Consider the following 17,235-nt stretch of genomic DNA (forward strand, 5'->3'; position numbering starts at 1 on the left):
GGAAGCCGGGCGACGGCCTGTTTCAAGACTCGGCTCAGCCCTCCGCCAGCAGCCTCGGCACCTCGCCGGGCAGGTCGCGCGCGAGGAAGCCGATCGGGCCGATCCGCCCGGCGGCACGGCGGCCCGCTTCGCCATGGAGCCAAACGCCCCAGGCGGCGGCGGTCAGCGGATCGGCGCCCTGCGCGGCGAGCCCGGCCATGATCCCGGCGAGCACGTCGCCCGAACCCCCGGTGGCAAGGCCCACGCAGTCGCTGGAGTAGAGCAGGGTCTCCCCGCCCGGCGCGGCGATCACCGTCTCGCCCGCCTTCAGCACGACGACGGCGTTGAAGGTGCCGGCGACCGACTGGGCGCAGGCGACCGGATCGGCGCCGATCTCCTCGGCCGAAACGCCGGTCAGGCAGGCCATCTCGCCATGATGCGGGGTCAGGATCACCCGCCCGCCACGCCCCGCGATCAGCGGGGCATGGGCGCGCGCAGCGCAGATCGCGGCGGCATCGAGCACCGCGACCTGATCGTCGGCCAGCAGCGGCAGCAGCCCGTCGATCAGCGCGCAGGCGCTGGGCTGGCTGACCATGCCCGGGCCGATCAGCAGCGTGTGGCAATAGCGGGCCGGATCGGCGAGCGCGGCGGCCGCATCCGTCGCGATCTCGCCGTCCTCCGCAGTGGGAAGGCCGATCATCGCCGCCTCCGGCACCAGCACGCCAAGATGCATCGCCGCCGCGTCGACGGTGGCGATCTGGAGCTTGCCCGCGCCGCTGCGCAGCACCGCTTCGCCGGTCAGCCCCAGTGCGCCCGGCACGAACATGCTGCCGCCGACGAGCAGCACCCGCCCCCGCATATTCTTGTCGGCATGGGATTCATGATCGGGCAGCGGATGCGCGGCGCGCCAGGCCGCGTCCAGGGGCATCGTGCCGCTCATCCGCGCGCCGCCACGATCGGATCGGGCGCCCGCGTCACCGGGGCATGCTCGGCCTCCATCGGCGCGGTGGCGTTGTAACGCGCGAGGACGAGATTGCCGCCGCGCCCCGCCGAGGGATCGAAATGATATTCGGTGACCGAGCAATTGGCGACATCGGCCTCGCGATCGATGCCCAGGATGCGCGCCTCGTCCATATTCTCGACGATGTAGCGCAGGCACAGCACCACCACCTGATGCGCGAAGATCATCACTCGCCGCCCGGAATAGTGGAGCGAGATGGTGTCGAGCAGCGAGCGCAGCCGCAGGATCACGTCGCACCAGCTCTCGCCACCGGGCGGGCGGTGATAGAATTTGCCGAGCGTCGAGCGGAACCCCGCCTGATCGGGAAAGATGTTGCGGATGCCGTGGCTGGTCAGCCCGTCGAGGACACCGAACTCCTTCTCGCGCAGCCGCTCATCCATGCAGATGGCTTCATTCGCCTCGGCCCCGCCCGCGTCGCGGAACAGCCGTGCCGTCTCCAGCGCACGGAGATAGGGCGAGGAGAGGATGATCTCGGGCCGCTGCGCCGCCGTCCCCTGCGAGAACCAGTGTCCCAGCGCCCGGGCCTGGCGCCGGCCAAGCTCGCTGAGCGGCACATCGACGTCCCGCCCGCTGATCGCGATGCGATCGAGCGCCGCCTGGTCGGCTTCATCGCGTGCGACATTGCCCGCGCTCTGGCCGTGCCTGATGATCCACAATCGGCTAGGCCAGCTCTGCCTCACGGAGCAGCGCTTCCGAAGGTGTCGCAGCGCGCGGGATCGCCGGTCGAAAGCCCGATCTGCAGCCATTTCTGCCGCTCGGCGGCGCTGCCATGGGTGAATCCCTCCGGCACGACATAGCCCTGGCTGGCCTTCTGGAGCGTGTCGTCGCCCACCGCCGCGGCGGCGCGCAGGCCCGCTTCGGCATCGCCGGGTTCGAGCAGGTTCCGGTCCTGCGCGGCCCAGACGCCGGCATAGCAATCGGCCTGCAATTCCACCTTCACCTGCAGCGCATTGGCCTCGTCCTCGCTCAGGCGGCGCTGCGCGGCGTGGACCTTGCCGAGCGTGCCTTCGAGGTCCTGGATATGGTGGCCCACCTCATGCGCGATCACATAGGCCTGGGCGAAGTCGCCGGGCGCGCCGAAGCGGCCGGAAAGCTCGTCGAAGAAGCTGGTATCGAGATAGATGCGCTTGTCGGCCGGGCAGTAGAAGGGGCCGGCGGACGAACTGGCTGCGCCGCAGCCCGACTGGGTGCCGCCCGGATAGAAGACCAGCGTGGTGGGCTCGTAGCGGCCGCCCTGCTCCTCGAACAGGCGCCCCCAGACCCGCTCGGTCGAGCCGAGCACCTTGAGCGATCGGCTCATCACCGGCGTCTTCTCGCCCGGCGCCGAGCCGGGTTCGCTGCGCTGGACCTGCTGCCCGCCATCGGTCGCCACGCCGACCAGCGACAGCGGGTTCACCCCGAACACCAGCGAGACGATGATGATCAGGATGATCGAGCCGCAGCCGAGCCCGCCGCGCCCGAGCGGGAGGCCCATCGGCAGCCCGAAGCCGCCGCCTCCGCCCGACCGAATCTCATAATTGCTGCTTTCGGATTCGTCGTCGAGCCGCATGCCTGCCTCCTGGGGTGGAAATGCTCCGAAGCCGTAATGGTTGCGCGCAACCCGCTGCATGGCGCCCCGACAGCTCGGCTTACCGAACGTTAACCATGTTCGGCCTACAGCGCATCGTTCGAAGGGAGAGGCGTGATGGACATGGCGGGGGCCCCCAGCTTGGCGGGAGAGACGGCGCTGACCGAACAGGATTTCGCCGATCGCATCGCCGTGTACAACGCCGATGGCGGGCTGCGCGAACGCCTCGCCGCCTTATGGGAGCGCGCTTCCGACCTCATCCTGGCCGCGGCGCGCGATCAGTGGGAGCCGGTGACGCGGGGCCTGCGCGAGGCGCATGTCGAAACCGGGGCGGCAAGCCGCGTCTCGTTCGACATCGAGGTGCTGATCGAGCGCCGGCGCCACCTCTATACCCAGCCCATCGATCAACAGTGGATGCGCGTGCTGAACCAGGGCGGCGTGTTCATGTTCCGGCTCAAGGTGCCGGCGCCGGCCGTGGTGCAGGGGCTGACCAGCGAGACCCGGCTGCTCGTCGACCGCATCGCCGAGCGCTTTTCCGACGAGCCCGAATTCGTCATCCAGGCCCAGCGCACCGTCGACATGCTGGCGATGATCGAGCTGGAGCTGATCCTTTCCTATGAGAATGCGGTCCGCCGCGAGGCGATCAAGGCGCGCCGCGAAGGCGCCGCTTCGATGTTCCGCACCGACATCAGCGATATCCTGGCCGCGACGCTCGAACGCTCCGGCACGCTGCGCGAGCAGACCGGCCTCACCTCGCGCGCGGCACGGGGCATGCTGGGCAAGACATCCGAAGTCGCGGCCGCCGCCCAGCAATCGGCGACGGCGATGCGCGATGCGGCGATGACCGCCGCCGGCCTGATCCGTGCGATCGAGGAGGCCCGCCGCGAGGTCGACATCGCCTCCGACGTCGCCACCCGCGCCGCCGACCAGTCGGCCAGGGCACTGTCGGTCTCCGAGGCGCTGTCGGACCACGCCCGCGCGATCGAATCGATCCTGGGCCTGATCCGCGACATCGCCGGGCAGACCAACCTGCTCGCGCTCAACGCGACGATCGAGGCCGCCCGCGCCGGCGAAGCGGGCCGCGGCTTCGCGGTGGTCGCGCAGGAGGTGAAGAACCTCGCCAGCCAGACCGCCCGCGCGACCGACGACATCGCCCAGAAGATCAGCTCGATCCAGAGCGCCACCCATCAGGCGGTCGAGGCCAACGGCTCGATCCGGGCGACGGTGGGCGAGGTCGAGAGCCTGGCCGGCCGCATCCGCGAGGCGATGGACAACCAGGCGCGCACCGTGACGATGATCACCGCCGCCGTCGACGAGACCGCGATGGCCGCCGACTCGATGTCGACCACCATCGCCTCGATCCGCGAGGATACCGAGAATGTCACGGGCGGCATCGACCGGCTGGAGGAAGGCTTCGGCCTGGTCGACGGCCAGCTCGGCCGGCTGGAGAACACCGCCCACGAGTTCGCCGCGCGGCTGGCCGGCTGAGGATTGGGCTGAGGCGCCGACGCGCGCGCACAAGGCGCCGCATCCCACGATCCTTGCGGATTCCCGCCCGCGCTAACCCAAATGGGGCAGGCAGGACATCCATCCCCGGTGAGATAGTCCCGCCATCGTCAATGGGGGGTTGGCATGTCGTCGCGGGAAAAGGATATCGTCTTCTTCATATTGGTCGCGCTGCTGCTGTTCGTGCTGCTCTACATCGGCGTGGGCTATTATTCGCCCGGGGCCTGACCGGCGAAGCCATGCGAAAGCAGACCGCGAGCATCAAGCGAGGAAACCGATAACCGAGACCGGCAAAATCAATTTGCCTTATTGCGAATGAATTGCAATATCAAATCCATGCCCACGGACCTGATCAAGACCTTCACCTATCTGACCATCCACCTGACGGTGGGGTTCAGCGTCGCCTATCTGCTGACCGGATCGGTGCAGGTGGCGGGCGGCATCGCCCTCATCGAACCCTGCATCAACGCCGTCGCCTTCTTCTTCCACGAGAAGGCGTGGAAGCTGAAGCTGAATGGTGCGGCCCCGCAACACGCCGCGACGCGCGGGCCGCTGACCGGTGCTCGCCCCGCGGTCTGACGACGGTCGCCTGCGGACAACACGCGACAGCACTTCCCGCAGGAAGCCCGCCATTACAGAGTGCGGCGGGGACCAAGCCGCTAACGTCCGTGACTTCGAATCCTCATCGAAGGTTCCGCCAAGCTCGACGGGCTGGCATCGATGCTCTGGCGGCGGGACAACACGCTGACGTAAGCGATGCAACTGGTAGGCGTGTCCTATATCAAAACCTACTCTGCCATTCTGAATAGGTGCACAAGCTATAATAGTATCTTTTGATACTGAAATCCAGCCCCTGCGCGAATAAGCGGAGCTACGCCACTCTTTAATGGCCCCCATAAGCTACACAGAGTCCGGAAGTGCACTTATTGCATCCAGCGATGCTATCTGACAGTGAGCGGACATGGATAAGATTAAGGCTGCGCTTTGGGAAAGCAATCTCAAGGGGACGACCGTCGCGGGTTGCGCGGTCGAGAAGATGATCGATTTTGGAAAATCGGCGGTTGTCTTCCGTGCTCGCCGTGGCGATGAGCTTGTAGCACTGAAGATTTTCGATGATGAACTTATTGAACGATATGGGGACAAAACCCAGCTCGCTCGCATAGACCGCGAACTTACGCTGGTCGGCAAAAGCCATCCCAATATGGTAGAAATCCTAGATGGCGGCTTTGATTCCGGAACCGGAAACCACTTTATTGTAATGCAGTACCTTCCTGGTCGAAGTTTGGAAAAATGTCTCCAAGAAATTCCAGAAGAAAATGTAGCATTACTGATTGAACAATTGGCGTCTGTATGCCAATATCTTGAGACCTTATCATTAGCCCACCGTGACATCAAGCCCGCCAATATAGTCATTCTTGAAAATTTCACGCGGTTGGTTTTGCTCGATTTTGGTGTACTTAAGCCAGTAGGCGAAGTGGGTTTAACCGATAGCGATGGCATCCAGTCTTTCGTGGGAACGCTGCAATACAGTTCGCCGGAGTTTTTGCTTCGCGACGAGGAAGACTCTCTGGAAGGCTGGCGTGCGCTCTCACTCTATCAAATAGGCGGCGTTCTCCATGATCTCATCATGCGCAAACCACTGTTCCATGACTACGTGCATCCATACGGAAGATTGGTCATGGCGGTGCAAAACGACCTACCCTCCGTCACGAGCGCGACGCTACCTTCGTATCTCGTCGATGCGTGCAAGGCTGCCCTCATCAAGAATTGCCACACGAGGTTAGAATTGGTTAGCTGGGCGTCATTTAGCCCGCCGCCCAAAATGACGGCGGGGTTGGCCGCCAGAGAGCGAGTGACGCGCCGGTCGGTGGTCGGCCAGGCTCTAGATGTGAGCTTTCAGGAGGTTGTTCATCCGGCGTGACCGGATCAGACTGATGTTGCGACACGTCAGGTCTGGAGGAACGACCGGATGAACATCCACAAGAATGCCCGAACCACGCCCTTCAGTCGAGCCGAGATCGTCCGGCGCGTGATGGTTCTGCGCGAGACGCCCAGGGCGGTCGCGACCGCCCTGGGCGTCTCGGAGCGAACCGTAGCCAAGTGGCTGGCACGTTATCGGATCGAAGGCGAAGCCGGTCTCGTCGACCGCAGCTCGCGCCCACACGCCATGCCCCGCGCCACGCCCGCCGACCGCATCGAGCAGGTCATCGCCCTGCGCCGTCAGCGCCTCTGCGGCAAGCAGATCGCCGCCACGCTGAAGCTCTCGCCAGCCACTGTCAGCCGGATACTGCGCAACGCACGCTTGAGCCGAATGCGCGATCTCGATCCTCCCGAGCCCATCCGTCGCTATGAGCGCGCGCACCCCGGCGAGCTGATCCACATCGACATCAAGAAGCTCGGCCGCTTCGAACGCGTCGGCCATCGCATCACCGGCAATCGGACAAAGCAGAGCAGCACTCGCGGCAGCCGTGCTGGCGAGCGCTACGGCGCGGGCTGGGAGTTCGTCCACGTCTGCATCGACGATGCCTCGCGCATCGCCTTCAGCCAGATCCTCCCCGACGAAAAGAAGGAAAGCGCAACCGCCTTCCTCTTCGCCGCCATCGCCTATTATCAAAGCCTCGGCATCACTGTCTCGCGCGTCATGACCGACAACGGCGCCTGCTACAAAAGCTTCGCCTTCCGCGACGCCTGCAAAGCACTCGGCCTCAAGCACATCCGCACCAAACCCTACACGCCCAAGACTAACGGCAAGGCCGAACGCTTCATCCAGACCAGCTTACGCGAATGGGCATATGCTCGCGCCTATCCAACCTCCGAGCACCGCAAACGCGCCCTCAGTCCATGGCTCCATAATTATAACTGGCACCGCCCCCACGGCAGCTTACAATCACAACCGCCCATCAGCCGACTACGTCAGCCAATGAATAACCTGTTGAGGCTCCACATCTAGACGTAGTTCCGCCATCTGTAGCAAGCGGCGTGCCCGACTTGGTCGATGCCGTGATTGACCTCGTTAAGGTCGAGGCCCGACGGGTAAGAAACGGCAATACGACGGCGTTTCCTCCACTGACTGTCGCGCGCACCCCTCCTGATTGCAATACGGTAACGATCGCCCTGCGTCGTGCACCAGGGCAAGGCCTACCTACGGGCCTGACAATTGAACTTGGCATAGAAGTCATGGACGATGCAGCTCAGGCGATAGCTGTCCACGTTTGCGCGTGGCGCGGTGCAATTAGCGAGCGCCCGCTCGATTGCGAAAAAATCGGTGCGTTCAAGGGAGTTTTTATCCCTGCAGCGATATCGGGACTTCTTGAAAACGCGATGTATATTGCACTTGATCAAGCTCAGAGTATGGCCGAGACAGATAGCAATGGCCTAAACCTGAGCGAACTGGAAGCGGCGTAACATGGAAGCCTCGTGGTGGACCGATCCTAGCGACCTCGACCCTGACCAGCGAAAGGTTGTGACACTGTCGAAGACAGAGGATCATTTAGTAATTGGCCCTCCTGGTTGCGGTAAAACCAATCTCCTACTTCTTCGCGCTGCCTATCTGCACCGGCAGGGCGTCACCAATATTGTAGTCTTGAGCTTCGGCAGGGTCTTGCGAGAGTTTTTAGCGACAGGGTCGCAACATTACCCATTTGCCAGTGACAAGGTGCAGACCTATGTGCGCTGGGGCGCGGACATGCTGCGGTCAAATGGGATTGCTTTTGACGAGAGCGACGATTTCGAAACTACCAGAGCAAGATTATATGATGCGCTCGTGACGTTGGCGAAGCAGGGGTACCGTGAGAACGTCCATGACGTGATCCTTGTGGACGAGGTGCAAGATTATTCTGCCGACGAGATTGCCCTCATCCGACTTTTCGCTGATCGCATTTTTGCCGTAGGCGACAAAGATCAGCGCATTTCCGATAAAACTGGCGCGCTAGACCGACTAGAATCGCTTGGCACGAAACGCGCCGTCCTCACTTCGCATTATCGAAACGGTTTAAAAATTTGTCGGGTCGCCGATGGGATTAAGAATCTGATCGATAGCCCCAGCGGGCTCGAAGCTACCTCCAATTATGACGAATCCACCTACCCATCCACGGTAGATATCTTCGCTGGCATTCCGCTCGGAGACCAGGTCGTCCAGGCCATTCCTCGTATCCAAACGCAGCTGCTGGCATACCCCGGCGAAATGATCGGCGTTTTCTGCCCACGCGTTGGGGATCTTGATGAAGTTAGAGCCCTTTTGGATGCATCGTCGCTCGGTGCCGAACTCCATGTGCAGCGAGCAGGCGCTTACTCTGCTTTCTCACCTGACCGGCTTGTAGTGCTAACGACGACCATGGGAGCAAAAGGCCTAGAGTTTCGGGCAGTCCATATACTCGCCGCTGACAAGCTCAAGCGCTTTCCTACGCAGAAGAATCTGACATATACTGCGGTTACGCGCACCAAAACCTCTCTGTCGATTTATCATCAGGACAGTCTTTCCGGCTATTTCGAAAAGGGACTTGTCGCGTGCCAATCGACCAAGCCCCCACCCCCACCGATCGAAGAGTTATTCCTGTGACGCGTATGTCCTCAGCCGTGCTCTCACGAGATGAGTTTCTCGATTGGGCAGGCGGTGGTTCCGTCGCACAGCCAGGTTCATCGCGCCGGTACAGCCGTGCCCTTCCTGAAAAGCGGCAGGTCACGCTCTTGTTAGACGCGAGTAAAGATAGAGCCGGTTCACAAGCGATCGTCGCAATACCGCTTGACGAGATGGACGAATTCTTCGCCTTCACTTCTACATATATCGCGACCTACAAGCCTTATTCCGCCTTCTATCATGTCATTCCACTCGAGTTGACTGATGCAATTGACGGACGATCCCCGCTGGAGCGAACTAAGGTTACTACTTTTGCCCGGCTTGTGGCGGGTGCAGCGCGTGCGGAGGCTTATGCTGCTTCACGGTCTCGACCTGACTTTGCCTTCAATTCAAGCCTGACCGCAGCGAACGCGACGTTGTCTGCCGCACTGGGCGCCGCCAGCGTTGCTGGCTACCCTTCCGCACTCCTGCCTTGGATCACAGCACAATGGGCATCACTACGGTCTAGGTTGGACAGGTATGCTGGCGCGCCCGACCCTGCGATCGAAATCGCATCAATTTTGCAGCTACTGGCAAGGACAGTTCGAAACGAAAGCAGCGAACTCGGTCTATCGGATAACCGGTCGGCAGCGGCGATATCGGGCTTCATCCAAGCCGCGTTGACCCGAGGGGTAAACAGCGAGCTACTGCGAAAGCTCGACTACGAACTGCCAAATCATATTGATCTTGTAGCGATGCTTGCTGCATCACGTGAAGAGCGGATTCAATTATTCAACCGTTTCGTGTCAAGCGTGAGCGCTGGTGCTCCAGACAGATTCGAGAGCACGTTCATTGCAGGCTTACTGCTCGCAATAGCCGGTAATGGATCGTTTGAGATGCTACGATCGGCACGCGACCTATCAGACAGGATTCCGACCGCAATCATTTGGTTCGGAATCTGCGCGGCGTTGTTCGAAGAAAGTAATGTGCTCACGGGAGCAAACTGTCTGGGTCGGAGGATTGCTCGTGACTTAGATCGTCCTTACGACCCGTTTAACCTACCGAAAGCTGACCTCGGTCTATTTGAATATCGAGCCATGTCACGCGATGCCGGTAGCCTCGAACAGATTAATGTAGGTAGTGTCGACGCTTTTTGTATCGAAATTCTGCCTGATATCGTGACCTACGTCCCACGGGAATTCGCGAACGCTGACACCCGTTCGATCGAAGAATATCAGATGATAGCGGAGAGCTTCCGGGAAATAAGGCATGTCATTGACAGAACTGCGCGTCGTTTAGAACGATCAGCTGAGCCGAGGCAACGTGAGTTATACGGCGACGACTCGAAATCACGAAGGCGTTCACGCTGACCTCTGCCGGGTCGAACTGCATCTGCTTAATCGCAATCCGGCCCAGCAGTTGAAAGTTAACCGCCAATGTTCATCGGATTACGGTGATGGTGTGGACGGCGCTCTGAGGGAGGTTTGAGTCGCGAGGTGATCTTCTCCACGGTGTGACTGTCGTAGGTCCACCAAGGAGCCCCATCCACGTGAGCAAGCTATCATCGAGCTGTCGCGTGTCACCGTCGTCGGCCTCGATCTGGCCAAGCATATCTTCCAGGTTCACTGCATCGACGCAGATGGCCGGGTGATCATGAATCGCTCACTTAAGCGCAGGGAATTGCTTGATTGCTTTCTCCGCTTGCAGGATTGGCATGGAGGCATGCGGCTCAGCGCATCACTGGGGCCGTGCGCTGATGGCGTTAGGCCATGACGTGAAGCTCATGCCGTCCTCCTATGTAAAGCCTTATATCCGCCGCCACGGTTACGGCGACAATTTACCAAATTCCAGTCCCTCCCCCTTCCGCGACGCAGGAAATACGTTCCCCTTTTGTCCTTGACATGTAGGAGCAGGGCTGCCGAAGTGGGCAACGCCCGAGTGGCTGATTGCGCGGCAGGGCTCATTCTCATGACCGACACATAAAACATCCAACGCGGCTGGCAGCCGCAGGAGCATTTGGCGGACGCGCGGCAAGGCTCGTTTGAAAAAATAAAAAAACGAACACACAACCCCATGCACCCGGGATAAATGCGAACCGTTCGCATCTGTGCGCAGAGAAATGGGGCCCCGGTTCGCCGGACAGCGCCCCTCTTCCCTCGCGGGAAGCGCGCTCTTAATACCGCTGCCGGAAATGGTGCCGCTTACAGGACTCGAACCTGTGACCCCCGCATTACGAATGCGATGCTCTACCAACTGAGCTAAAGCGGCCCGAAGGTCGGCGGGCCTTAACAGTGGTGTCCGGCAGTTTCAAGCGCCCTTCGCGCCGCCGCCGCCTTCGCCCATTCTTTCCGCGATCTTTACCGATCCTCAACCGGCTCTGGGGCATGGTCCAGCGATGCATAGGCCGCCGGTCCGGACCGGACGGCCGGGTAAGAGTATCGGGGATCGCTGATGGAAGACTATCGCTCGTTCACGGCAGAGGACTTCGCGGACTGGGATTTCCCGGTCGACGACGAGCCGTGCATGGATCTGCCGCCGATGATCGGCACGGACGAGCGGCGCATGCATGTGCGCGCCTATGAGCTGTGGCTGTCGCTGCTCGAAGGCCGCGATTATCCGTCGATCGACGATCTCGATTCGGAGCGGCTGGGCGAGTTCGGCCCCTATTCGGTGCTGCTGGACTTCACCGCCGACCGCGCCAATCCGCGCATCGCCTATCTCGGCCGCGCGCTCCGCGAGGAAGGCGAGCTGGGCACCGAGATCGCCACCGTCGCCGACGTGCCCGAACGCGCGCTGCTGTCGCGCCTGACCGAACATTATGCCGAGATTCTCGACAATCGCGCGCCGGTCGGCTTCGAGGCAGAGTTCATCAGCCATCGCGGCCAGCCCATGCTCTATCGCGGCATATTGATGCCCTATTCGTCGGACGGCCGCGCGATCGATCTGGTCCATGGCGTTATCAACTGGAAGGAATCGGCCGGGCAGGCGCTGGCCCCCGATATCGTCCAGGCCGTGACCACCGCCTTTTCCGGCCCGGCCCAGCCCGTCGTCGAACCGGCGCCGGCCCCCGAGGCGCCCGTCGAGCCGCACGCCCATGTCGCGGACCTCGAGGAGCTGCTGGAGGATGCGCGCGAGGTGGCGCAGGAAGCCCGCGCCTGCGAAGGCCGCAGCCGGCAGGCGCTCTATCGCGCGCTCTCCTTCGCCTATGACGTCGCCCTGGCCGCCGAGCGCGACAAGGACGGCTTCGCCGCGCTGATCGCCGGGGCCGGCATCGTTCCCCAGGCACGCGCGCCGATGACGCCGGTGGCCAAGCTGGTCTTCGGCCCCGACTATGATCGCAAACGGCTGACCGAGTTCGCGGCGGTGCTGACCCATGCGCGGCGCCTGTGCCTCGCCGCCGGCATGGTCGAGCCCTGGCTCGCCACGCTGTCGGGCGGGATCAAGGCCGTCGTCGCCGCCGAGCGCGGCGAGCGGCGCCCAGCGCTGAAGGTCGATCGCGTCCAGTCCGCCAGGATGATGCTGGGCAGCGCCCCGGCCCGCGCTCTGGTCGACATGGGTGAGGTCGATGGCGACATCGTCCTGCTCGTCGCCCGGCGCGAGGAGGACGGCCGGCTGGCGATCGTCTCCCGCCCGATCGGCGAGCGCGACCTGGTCGAGAAGGCGCTGCGCCGGTTCACGGTCTGACGCCTTTTCCACTGCAGTTCAGCGACATAATACGCAAAAATTTCCCGTCGCCGGCGGGACGGCGCCATGAAACTATCGTGGCGCCCATGCTTTCCGCACATGTGTTGCGAAGATCGTTTCAGATGCGACCATGGCTTGTGGCCGTCGTTGCGCGGGTCCATATCGTCGCTGCACATCCCCTTCGCGAACCGGACAAAGACGGCGCGGGGGCCAGGAGCGGAGCATCATGGATACCGAGACGGCGAAGCGCACGGCATCGGACAGGAACAATCTCACCGACATCTTCGCGAAGACGCTGACGACCGGCGCCCTGCCGCGCGAACTGGCCGGGCTCGATGCCGAGCAGCTTGGCCGCGCGGCGGCCTTCGTGGCGGAGACGGCGCGCCGGCGGCGGCCGGGCCATGCCTCCATCGCGGTGCAGACGATCGCCGGCAATATCGGCGGGCGCCGGCTGATGCGGGTCGCGGTCGTCAACGACGACATGCCCTTCCTGGTCGATTCGGTTTCGGCCGCCATCGCCGCCCACGGCATCGAGGTACGCCGCCTGCTCCATCCGGTCGTCGCGGTCCGCCGCGACGAAGATGGCGTCCTCAACGGCTTGCTGCCGCAGGGCAATGCCGGCGAACGGCGCGAATCGCTGATCTATCTGGAAGCCGACCGGATCGATTCGCGCAACCGCCGGGAACTGGCGCAGGAGATCGATCGCGTCCTGGAGGATGTCCGCGCCGCGGTGCGCGACTGGCAGGCGATGCAGGTGGCGTTGCGCGACGATGCCGAACTGCTGCCCGATGGCGAGGGCGCGGCGCTGCTGCGCTGGCTGCTCGACAATAATATAACCCTGCTCGGCCGCCGGATCGAACCGGTCAAGGGCGAGGCGCGCGATCGCCTCGGCATCTGCCGGGTGGGCGAGCCGGAGCTGTGGCGCCCACAGACGGCGAAGGCCGCAGTCGCCTGGTTCGAAGGCGGGGGAAGCGCCCCGCTGCTGCTCAAGGCCGATTGCCGATCGACCGTCCACCGCCGCGCCCCGCTCGACCTGATCGTCAATCCGGTCCGCCAGGGCAAGGCGATCGCCGGCCTTTCGATCCACGCCGGCCTGTGGACCAGCGCGGCGCTGCGCACCCAGGCCGAGGACATACCCGTGCTGCGCGCCCGGCTGACCACATTGGAGGAGCGGCTGGGCTTCGATCCGAAGGGCCATGCCGGCAAGGCGCTGCACCATGCCCTGTCGGAACTGCCGCCCGATCTCGTGCTGGCGCTGCCGGGCGAGGCGATCGAGCAGGTCGCCCTCACCGCCATGTCGCTGGTCGATCGCCCGCGCCCGCGCCTGGAGCTGGTCCGCGCGACACTGGGCGAGCATCTCGTCGCGATCGTGTGGCTGCCGCGCGAACTGCTGACCACCCAGCGCCGCGTCGCGATCGGCGAGATGCTGGCCGAGGCATCGGGCGCCACGCTGTCCAACTGGTCGCTCCAGCTTGGCGAGGGCGATCTCGCCCAGATACGCTACATGCTCGACGTCGCCCCCGGCACCGAAGTTCCCGACAGCGAACCGCTCGACCAGCGGTTGACCGAGATGCTGCGCGGCTGGGAGCCCGCGGTCGAGGCGCAGCTGGCCGAAATGGAGCCGGCGAACCGCGCCGCGCGGCTGGCGATCGACTATGCGGCCGCCTTCCCGGCCGCCTATCGCACCCATTCGACCCCGGCCGACGCGGCGATCGACATCATCCGGCTCAACGCGCTGGCCGACGGCCATGCGCGCGGCTGCCGCCTCTATCGCAGCGAGCGCGATCCCGAGCATCGCCTGCGGCTGAAGATCTACCGGCGCGGCGCGCTGATCTCCTTGTCCGAAGCCGTGCCGGTGCTGGAGAATTTCGGCTTCCGCGTTATCGAGGAGATACCGACCCCGCTGGATCATGGCGCGATCGGCTTCATCCACGAGTTCCAGCTCGATCTGCCGAGCGGCGCGACCGCCGCCGCGCTGCTCGGCCGCGCGGGCATCGCCGAGGAGGCGATCGCCGCGACCCTGGAAGGGCGCGCGGAGAACGACCTGTTCAACGAACTGATCGTCGCGGTGGCGCTGTCGCCGGAAGAGACGGTGCTGTTCCGCGCCTGGTTCCGCTATCTGCGCCAGACCGGCTTCGCCTATGGCCTGGGCACCGCGGTCGAGGCGCTCAAGAAGGCGCCCGGCGTCGCCCGCGACATCATCGCCTATTTCCGCGCGCTCCATCATCCAAGCCGGCACGACACAGCCGAGGCCGAGCAGATCAACGGCCGGATCGAGGCGGGGCTGAAGAAGGTCGCCGCGATCGACGACGATCGCATGCTGCGCCGCTTCCGCGCCGTCGTCCGCGCGACTCTGCGCACCAATGCCTTCTCGCCCGCCGCGAAGGAAGCGCTCGCCTTCAAGATCGATTCCAGCGGCGTGCCGGGCCTGCCGGCGCCGGTGCCGTGGCGCGAGATATGGGTGTACAGCCCACGCATCGAGGGCATCCACCTGCGCGGCGGCCCCATCGCGCGCGGCGGCCTGCGCTGGTCCGACCGGCGCGACGATTTCCGCACCGAGAAACTGGGCCTGATGAAGGCGCAGGTGGTGAAGAATGCCGTGATCGTGCCGACCGGTGCCAAGGGCGGCTTCTATCCCAAGCAACTCCCCTCCCCCGCCGACCGAGACGCCTGGCTGGCCGAAGGAACCGAGAGCTACCGCATCTTCATCCGCGCGCTGCTGTCGGTCACCGACAATATCGTTGAGGGCAAGGTGGTGCATCCGCCGAAGGTGGCGATCCGCGACGCCGACGATCCCTATTTCGTGGTCGCCGCCGATAAGGGCACCGCGACCTTCTCCGACGTCGCCAATGCGATCGCGGTGGAACGCGGCTTCTGGCTGGCCGACGCCTTCGCCTCGGGCGGCAGCCATGGCTATGACCATAAGGCGATGGGCATCACGGCGCGCGGCGCCTGGGTCTCCGTCCAGCGCCATTTCGCCGAGATGGGCGTCGACGTGCAGAAGGACCCGGTCCGCGTCGTCGGCTGCGGCGACATGTCGGGCGACGTGTTCGGCAACGGCATGCTGTTGTCGGAAGCGATCCGGCTGGTGGCCGCGTTCGACCATCGCCACATCTTCCTCGATCCCGATCCCGATGCCGCGAAAAGCCATGCCGAGCGGGCGCGGATGTTCGCGCTGCCGCGATCGAGCTGGGCCGATTATGACGCGAAGCTGATCTCCAAGGGCGGCGGCGTCTTCCCGCGCGACCAGAAGGAGATACCGATCTCGCCGCAGGTGAAGGCGGTGCTGGGCATCGAGGAGGACGTGCTCGACCCGTCCGGACTGATCGCGGCGATCCTGAAGAGCCCGGTCGACCTGCTGTGGTTCGGCGGCATCGGCACCTATGTGAAGGCAAGATCGGAGACCAACGCCGAGGTGGGCGACCGCGCCAATGAGGCGCACCGTGTCGATGGCGAGGATGTCCGCGCCAGGGTGATCGGCGAAGGCGCCAATCTGGGCGTGACCCAGGCCGGGCGCATCGCCTTCGCCGAGAAGGGCGGCCGCATCAACGCCGACTTCATCGATAACAGCGCAGGCGTCGACTGCTCGGACAACGAGGTCAACATCAAGATCGCGCTCAACCGCGAGATGCTGGAAGGGCGCCTCGAATTCGAGAAACGCAACGCGCTGCTGGTGCGGATGACCGGCGATGTCGCGCACATCGTGCTGGAGGACAATCGCCTGCAGACGCTGGCGCTGTCGCTCGCCGAGCGCGGCGGGGCCGATGCGTTGCCGTCGCAGCTGCGTGTCATCGAGATCCTGGAGCAGGCCGGACGGATCAACCGCGCGGTGGACGGCTTCCAGCCGAACGAGATGCTGCTGCGCCGGGCACAGGAGCAGCGCGGCCTGACCCGGCCGGAGCTGGCGGTGGCGCTGTCGCACGGCAAGCTGGCACTGCAGGACGCGATCGAGGAGAGCGGCCGCGCCGACGATCCGATGCTGACGCCGCTCCTGCACGCCGCCTTCCCGCCCGCCATGCGCAAGGACTTCACCGATGCGATCGACAGCCATCGGCTGCGTCCGCAGATATTGGCCACCAAGATGTCGAACCGGGTGATCAACCGGCTGGGGCTGGTGGCGCCGTTCGAGATGGCCGAGGAGGAAGGCTGCGCGCTCGCGCAGGTGGCGACCGCCTATTTCACCATCGATGCCCTGTTCGGCCTGGAACCCCTGTTCGCGCGGATCGAGACGGCGGCAATGCCCGAGCAGGCCCGGCTCACGCTGCTCGCCGCGCTCGCCGAGATCGCGCGCCCGCATGTCGCCGATCTGCTGCGCAGCAGTGCCCCCGACACCGACATCGGCACGATGGTGGAGATGCTGCGCCCGGGCCTCACGCGGCTGGACAAGGCCCGCGACGAGTTGATGAAGGCTGAGGCGCGCCAGCTGTCCGAACAGCTTCGCCACCGGATCGGCGGCGAGGGCGTCGATCCCGCGCTGGTCGACGGCGTGATCCGGATCGCCGAGCTAGACGGTGCGATCGGCACCGCGGCGCTGGCCAGCGAGCTATCAGCCGACGAGGTGGACGTCACCCGCGCCTATGTGGTGCTGGGTGAGGCGCTGGGGCTCGACTGGGCCAAGGCGGCCGCGGGGCGCTTCCGCTCCGCCGACGCCTGGGAAAGGCTGCTGATCGCCGGCCTCACGCGCGAGTTCGGCCAGATCCGGCTGGATTTTCTCGCGCGGCATGGCGGCAAGGGGCCGGCCAAGGCGGTGTCCGACTGGCTCGGCGCGCACCAGGCGAGGGTCGAGCAGTTCCGCCAGACCGTCGCCCGCGCGCGATCCGCCTCCGCCCCGACCGCCGCGATGCTCGCCCAGGTCGCGGCCCAGGCGCGGACGCTGCTGATGCGCTGACGAGATGCGCTGACGAGAGACCCTCGAAGCGCCGT

At 64.3% G+C, this 17,235-nt stretch carries 12 protein-coding genes, 1 tRNA gene and 1 pseudogene; 10 read left to right on the forward strand and 4 right to left on the reverse strand.

What is annotated here, in order from left to right; translation table 11 throughout:
- Window positions 1–34 precede the first annotated feature (34 nt).
- Genes CMV14_RS15335 through ypfJ form a run of 3 tightly spaced genes read right to left on the reverse strand, consistent with a single transcriptional unit; the run spans window position 35 to window position 2,549 of the window.
- Complete coding sequence (locus CMV14_RS15335; protein ID WP_238147052.1) at window positions 35–907, reverse strand: NAD(P)H-hydrate dehydratase; 873 nt, start codon at window positions 905–907, stop codon at window positions 35–37.
- Window positions 908–915: 8 nt separating this feature from the next.
- Window positions 916–1,656, reverse strand: coding sequence for a histidine phosphatase family protein (locus CMV14_RS15340; protein ID WP_238147053.1), 741 nt, complete (start codon window positions 1,654–1,656; stop codon window positions 916–918).
- A 20-nt stretch (window positions 1,657–1,676) separates the two neighbouring features.
- Entirely contained in the window at window positions 1,677–2,549 is an 873-nt protein-coding gene (ypfJ, locus tag CMV14_RS15345; RefSeq protein WP_066963121.1) for a KPN_02809 family neutral zinc metallopeptidase, read from the reverse strand.
- Between the two features lie 135 nt (window positions 2,550–2,684).
- Between ypfJ and CMV14_RS15350 the strand changes: the two genes are divergently transcribed.
- From CMV14_RS15350 to CMV14_RS27175, 8 genes and pseudogenes are all read left to right on the forward strand, one after another.
- Window positions 2,685–4,055 (forward strand): methyl-accepting chemotaxis protein, encoded by a 1,371-nt coding sequence (locus CMV14_RS15350; RefSeq protein WP_066963124.1) that lies wholly within the window; start codon window positions 2,685–2,687, stop codon window positions 4,053–4,055.
- A 354-nt stretch (window positions 4,056–4,409) separates the two neighbouring features.
- Window positions 4,410–4,652 carry a DUF2061 domain-containing protein gene (locus tag CMV14_RS15355; protein ID WP_066963166.1) on the forward strand — a complete coding sequence of 81 codons (243 nt, stop codon included), beginning with the start codon at window positions 4,410–4,412 and terminating at the stop codon, window positions 4,650–4,652.
- A gap of 382 nt (window positions 4,653–5,034) precedes the next feature.
- Window positions 5,035–5,994 (forward strand): protein kinase domain-containing protein, encoded by a 960-nt coding sequence (locus CMV14_RS15360; protein WP_096367756.1) that lies wholly within the window; start codon window positions 5,035–5,037, stop codon window positions 5,992–5,994.
- Window positions 5,995–6,042: 48 nt separating this feature from the next.
- The gene (locus tag CMV14_RS15365; protein WP_066970399.1) at window positions 6,043–7,023 is read left to right on the forward strand and encodes an IS481 family transposase; all 981 of its coding nucleotides are present in this window, start codon (window positions 6,043–6,045) and stop codon (window positions 7,021–7,023) included.
- Between the two features lie 29 nt (window positions 7,024–7,052).
- On the forward strand, window positions 7,053–7,478 hold the full coding sequence (locus CMV14_RS26490) for a hypothetical protein (protein ID WP_139114794.1): 426 nt from the start codon (window positions 7,053–7,055) through the stop codon (window positions 7,476–7,478).
- A 1-nt stretch (window position 7,479) separates the two neighbouring features.
- The gene (locus tag CMV14_RS15375; RefSeq protein WP_066969407.1) at window positions 7,480–8,631 is read left to right on the forward strand and encodes a UvrD-helicase domain-containing protein; all 1,152 of its coding nucleotides are present in this window, start codon (window positions 7,480–7,482) and stop codon (window positions 8,629–8,631) included.
- Between the two features lie 191 nt (window positions 8,632–8,822).
- The gene (locus CMV14_RS26495) at window positions 8,823–9,998 is read left to right on the forward strand and encodes a hypothetical protein (protein WP_139114795.1); all 1,176 of its coding nucleotides are present in this window, start codon (window positions 8,823–8,825) and stop codon (window positions 9,996–9,998) included.
- A gap of 329 nt (window positions 9,999–10,327) precedes the next feature.
- Window positions 10,328–10,447: pseudogene (locus CMV14_RS27175) on the forward strand (IS110 family transposase); the annotation flags it as partial.
- A gap of 373 nt (window positions 10,448–10,820) precedes the next feature.
- Here the strand turns inward: CMV14_RS27175 and CMV14_RS15380 are convergent.
- Window positions 10,821–10,896, reverse strand: a tRNA-Thr gene (locus CMV14_RS15380).
- A 183-nt stretch (window positions 10,897–11,079) separates the two neighbouring features.
- On the opposite strand from CMV14_RS15380, the gene CMV14_RS15385 reads away from it, so the two are divergent.
- A complete protein-coding gene (locus tag CMV14_RS15385) occupies window positions 11,080–12,312 on the forward strand; it encodes a PAS domain-containing protein (protein WP_066969409.1) in 1,233 nt (410 codons plus the stop codon).
- Window positions 12,313–12,538: 226 nt separating this feature from the next.
- Window positions 12,539–17,200 carry an NAD-glutamate dehydrogenase gene (locus CMV14_RS15390; RefSeq protein ID WP_066969411.1) on the forward strand — a complete coding sequence of 1,554 codons (4,662 nt, stop codon included), beginning with the start codon at window positions 12,539–12,541 and terminating at the stop codon, window positions 17,198–17,200.
- The last annotated feature ends 35 nt before the right edge of the window (window positions 17,201–17,235 follow it).

This window comes from Rhizorhabdus dicambivorans (genome assembly GCF_002355275.1).
GTDB lineage: Bacteria > Pseudomonadota > Alphaproteobacteria > Sphingomonadales > Sphingomonadaceae > Rhizorhabdus > Rhizorhabdus dicambivorans.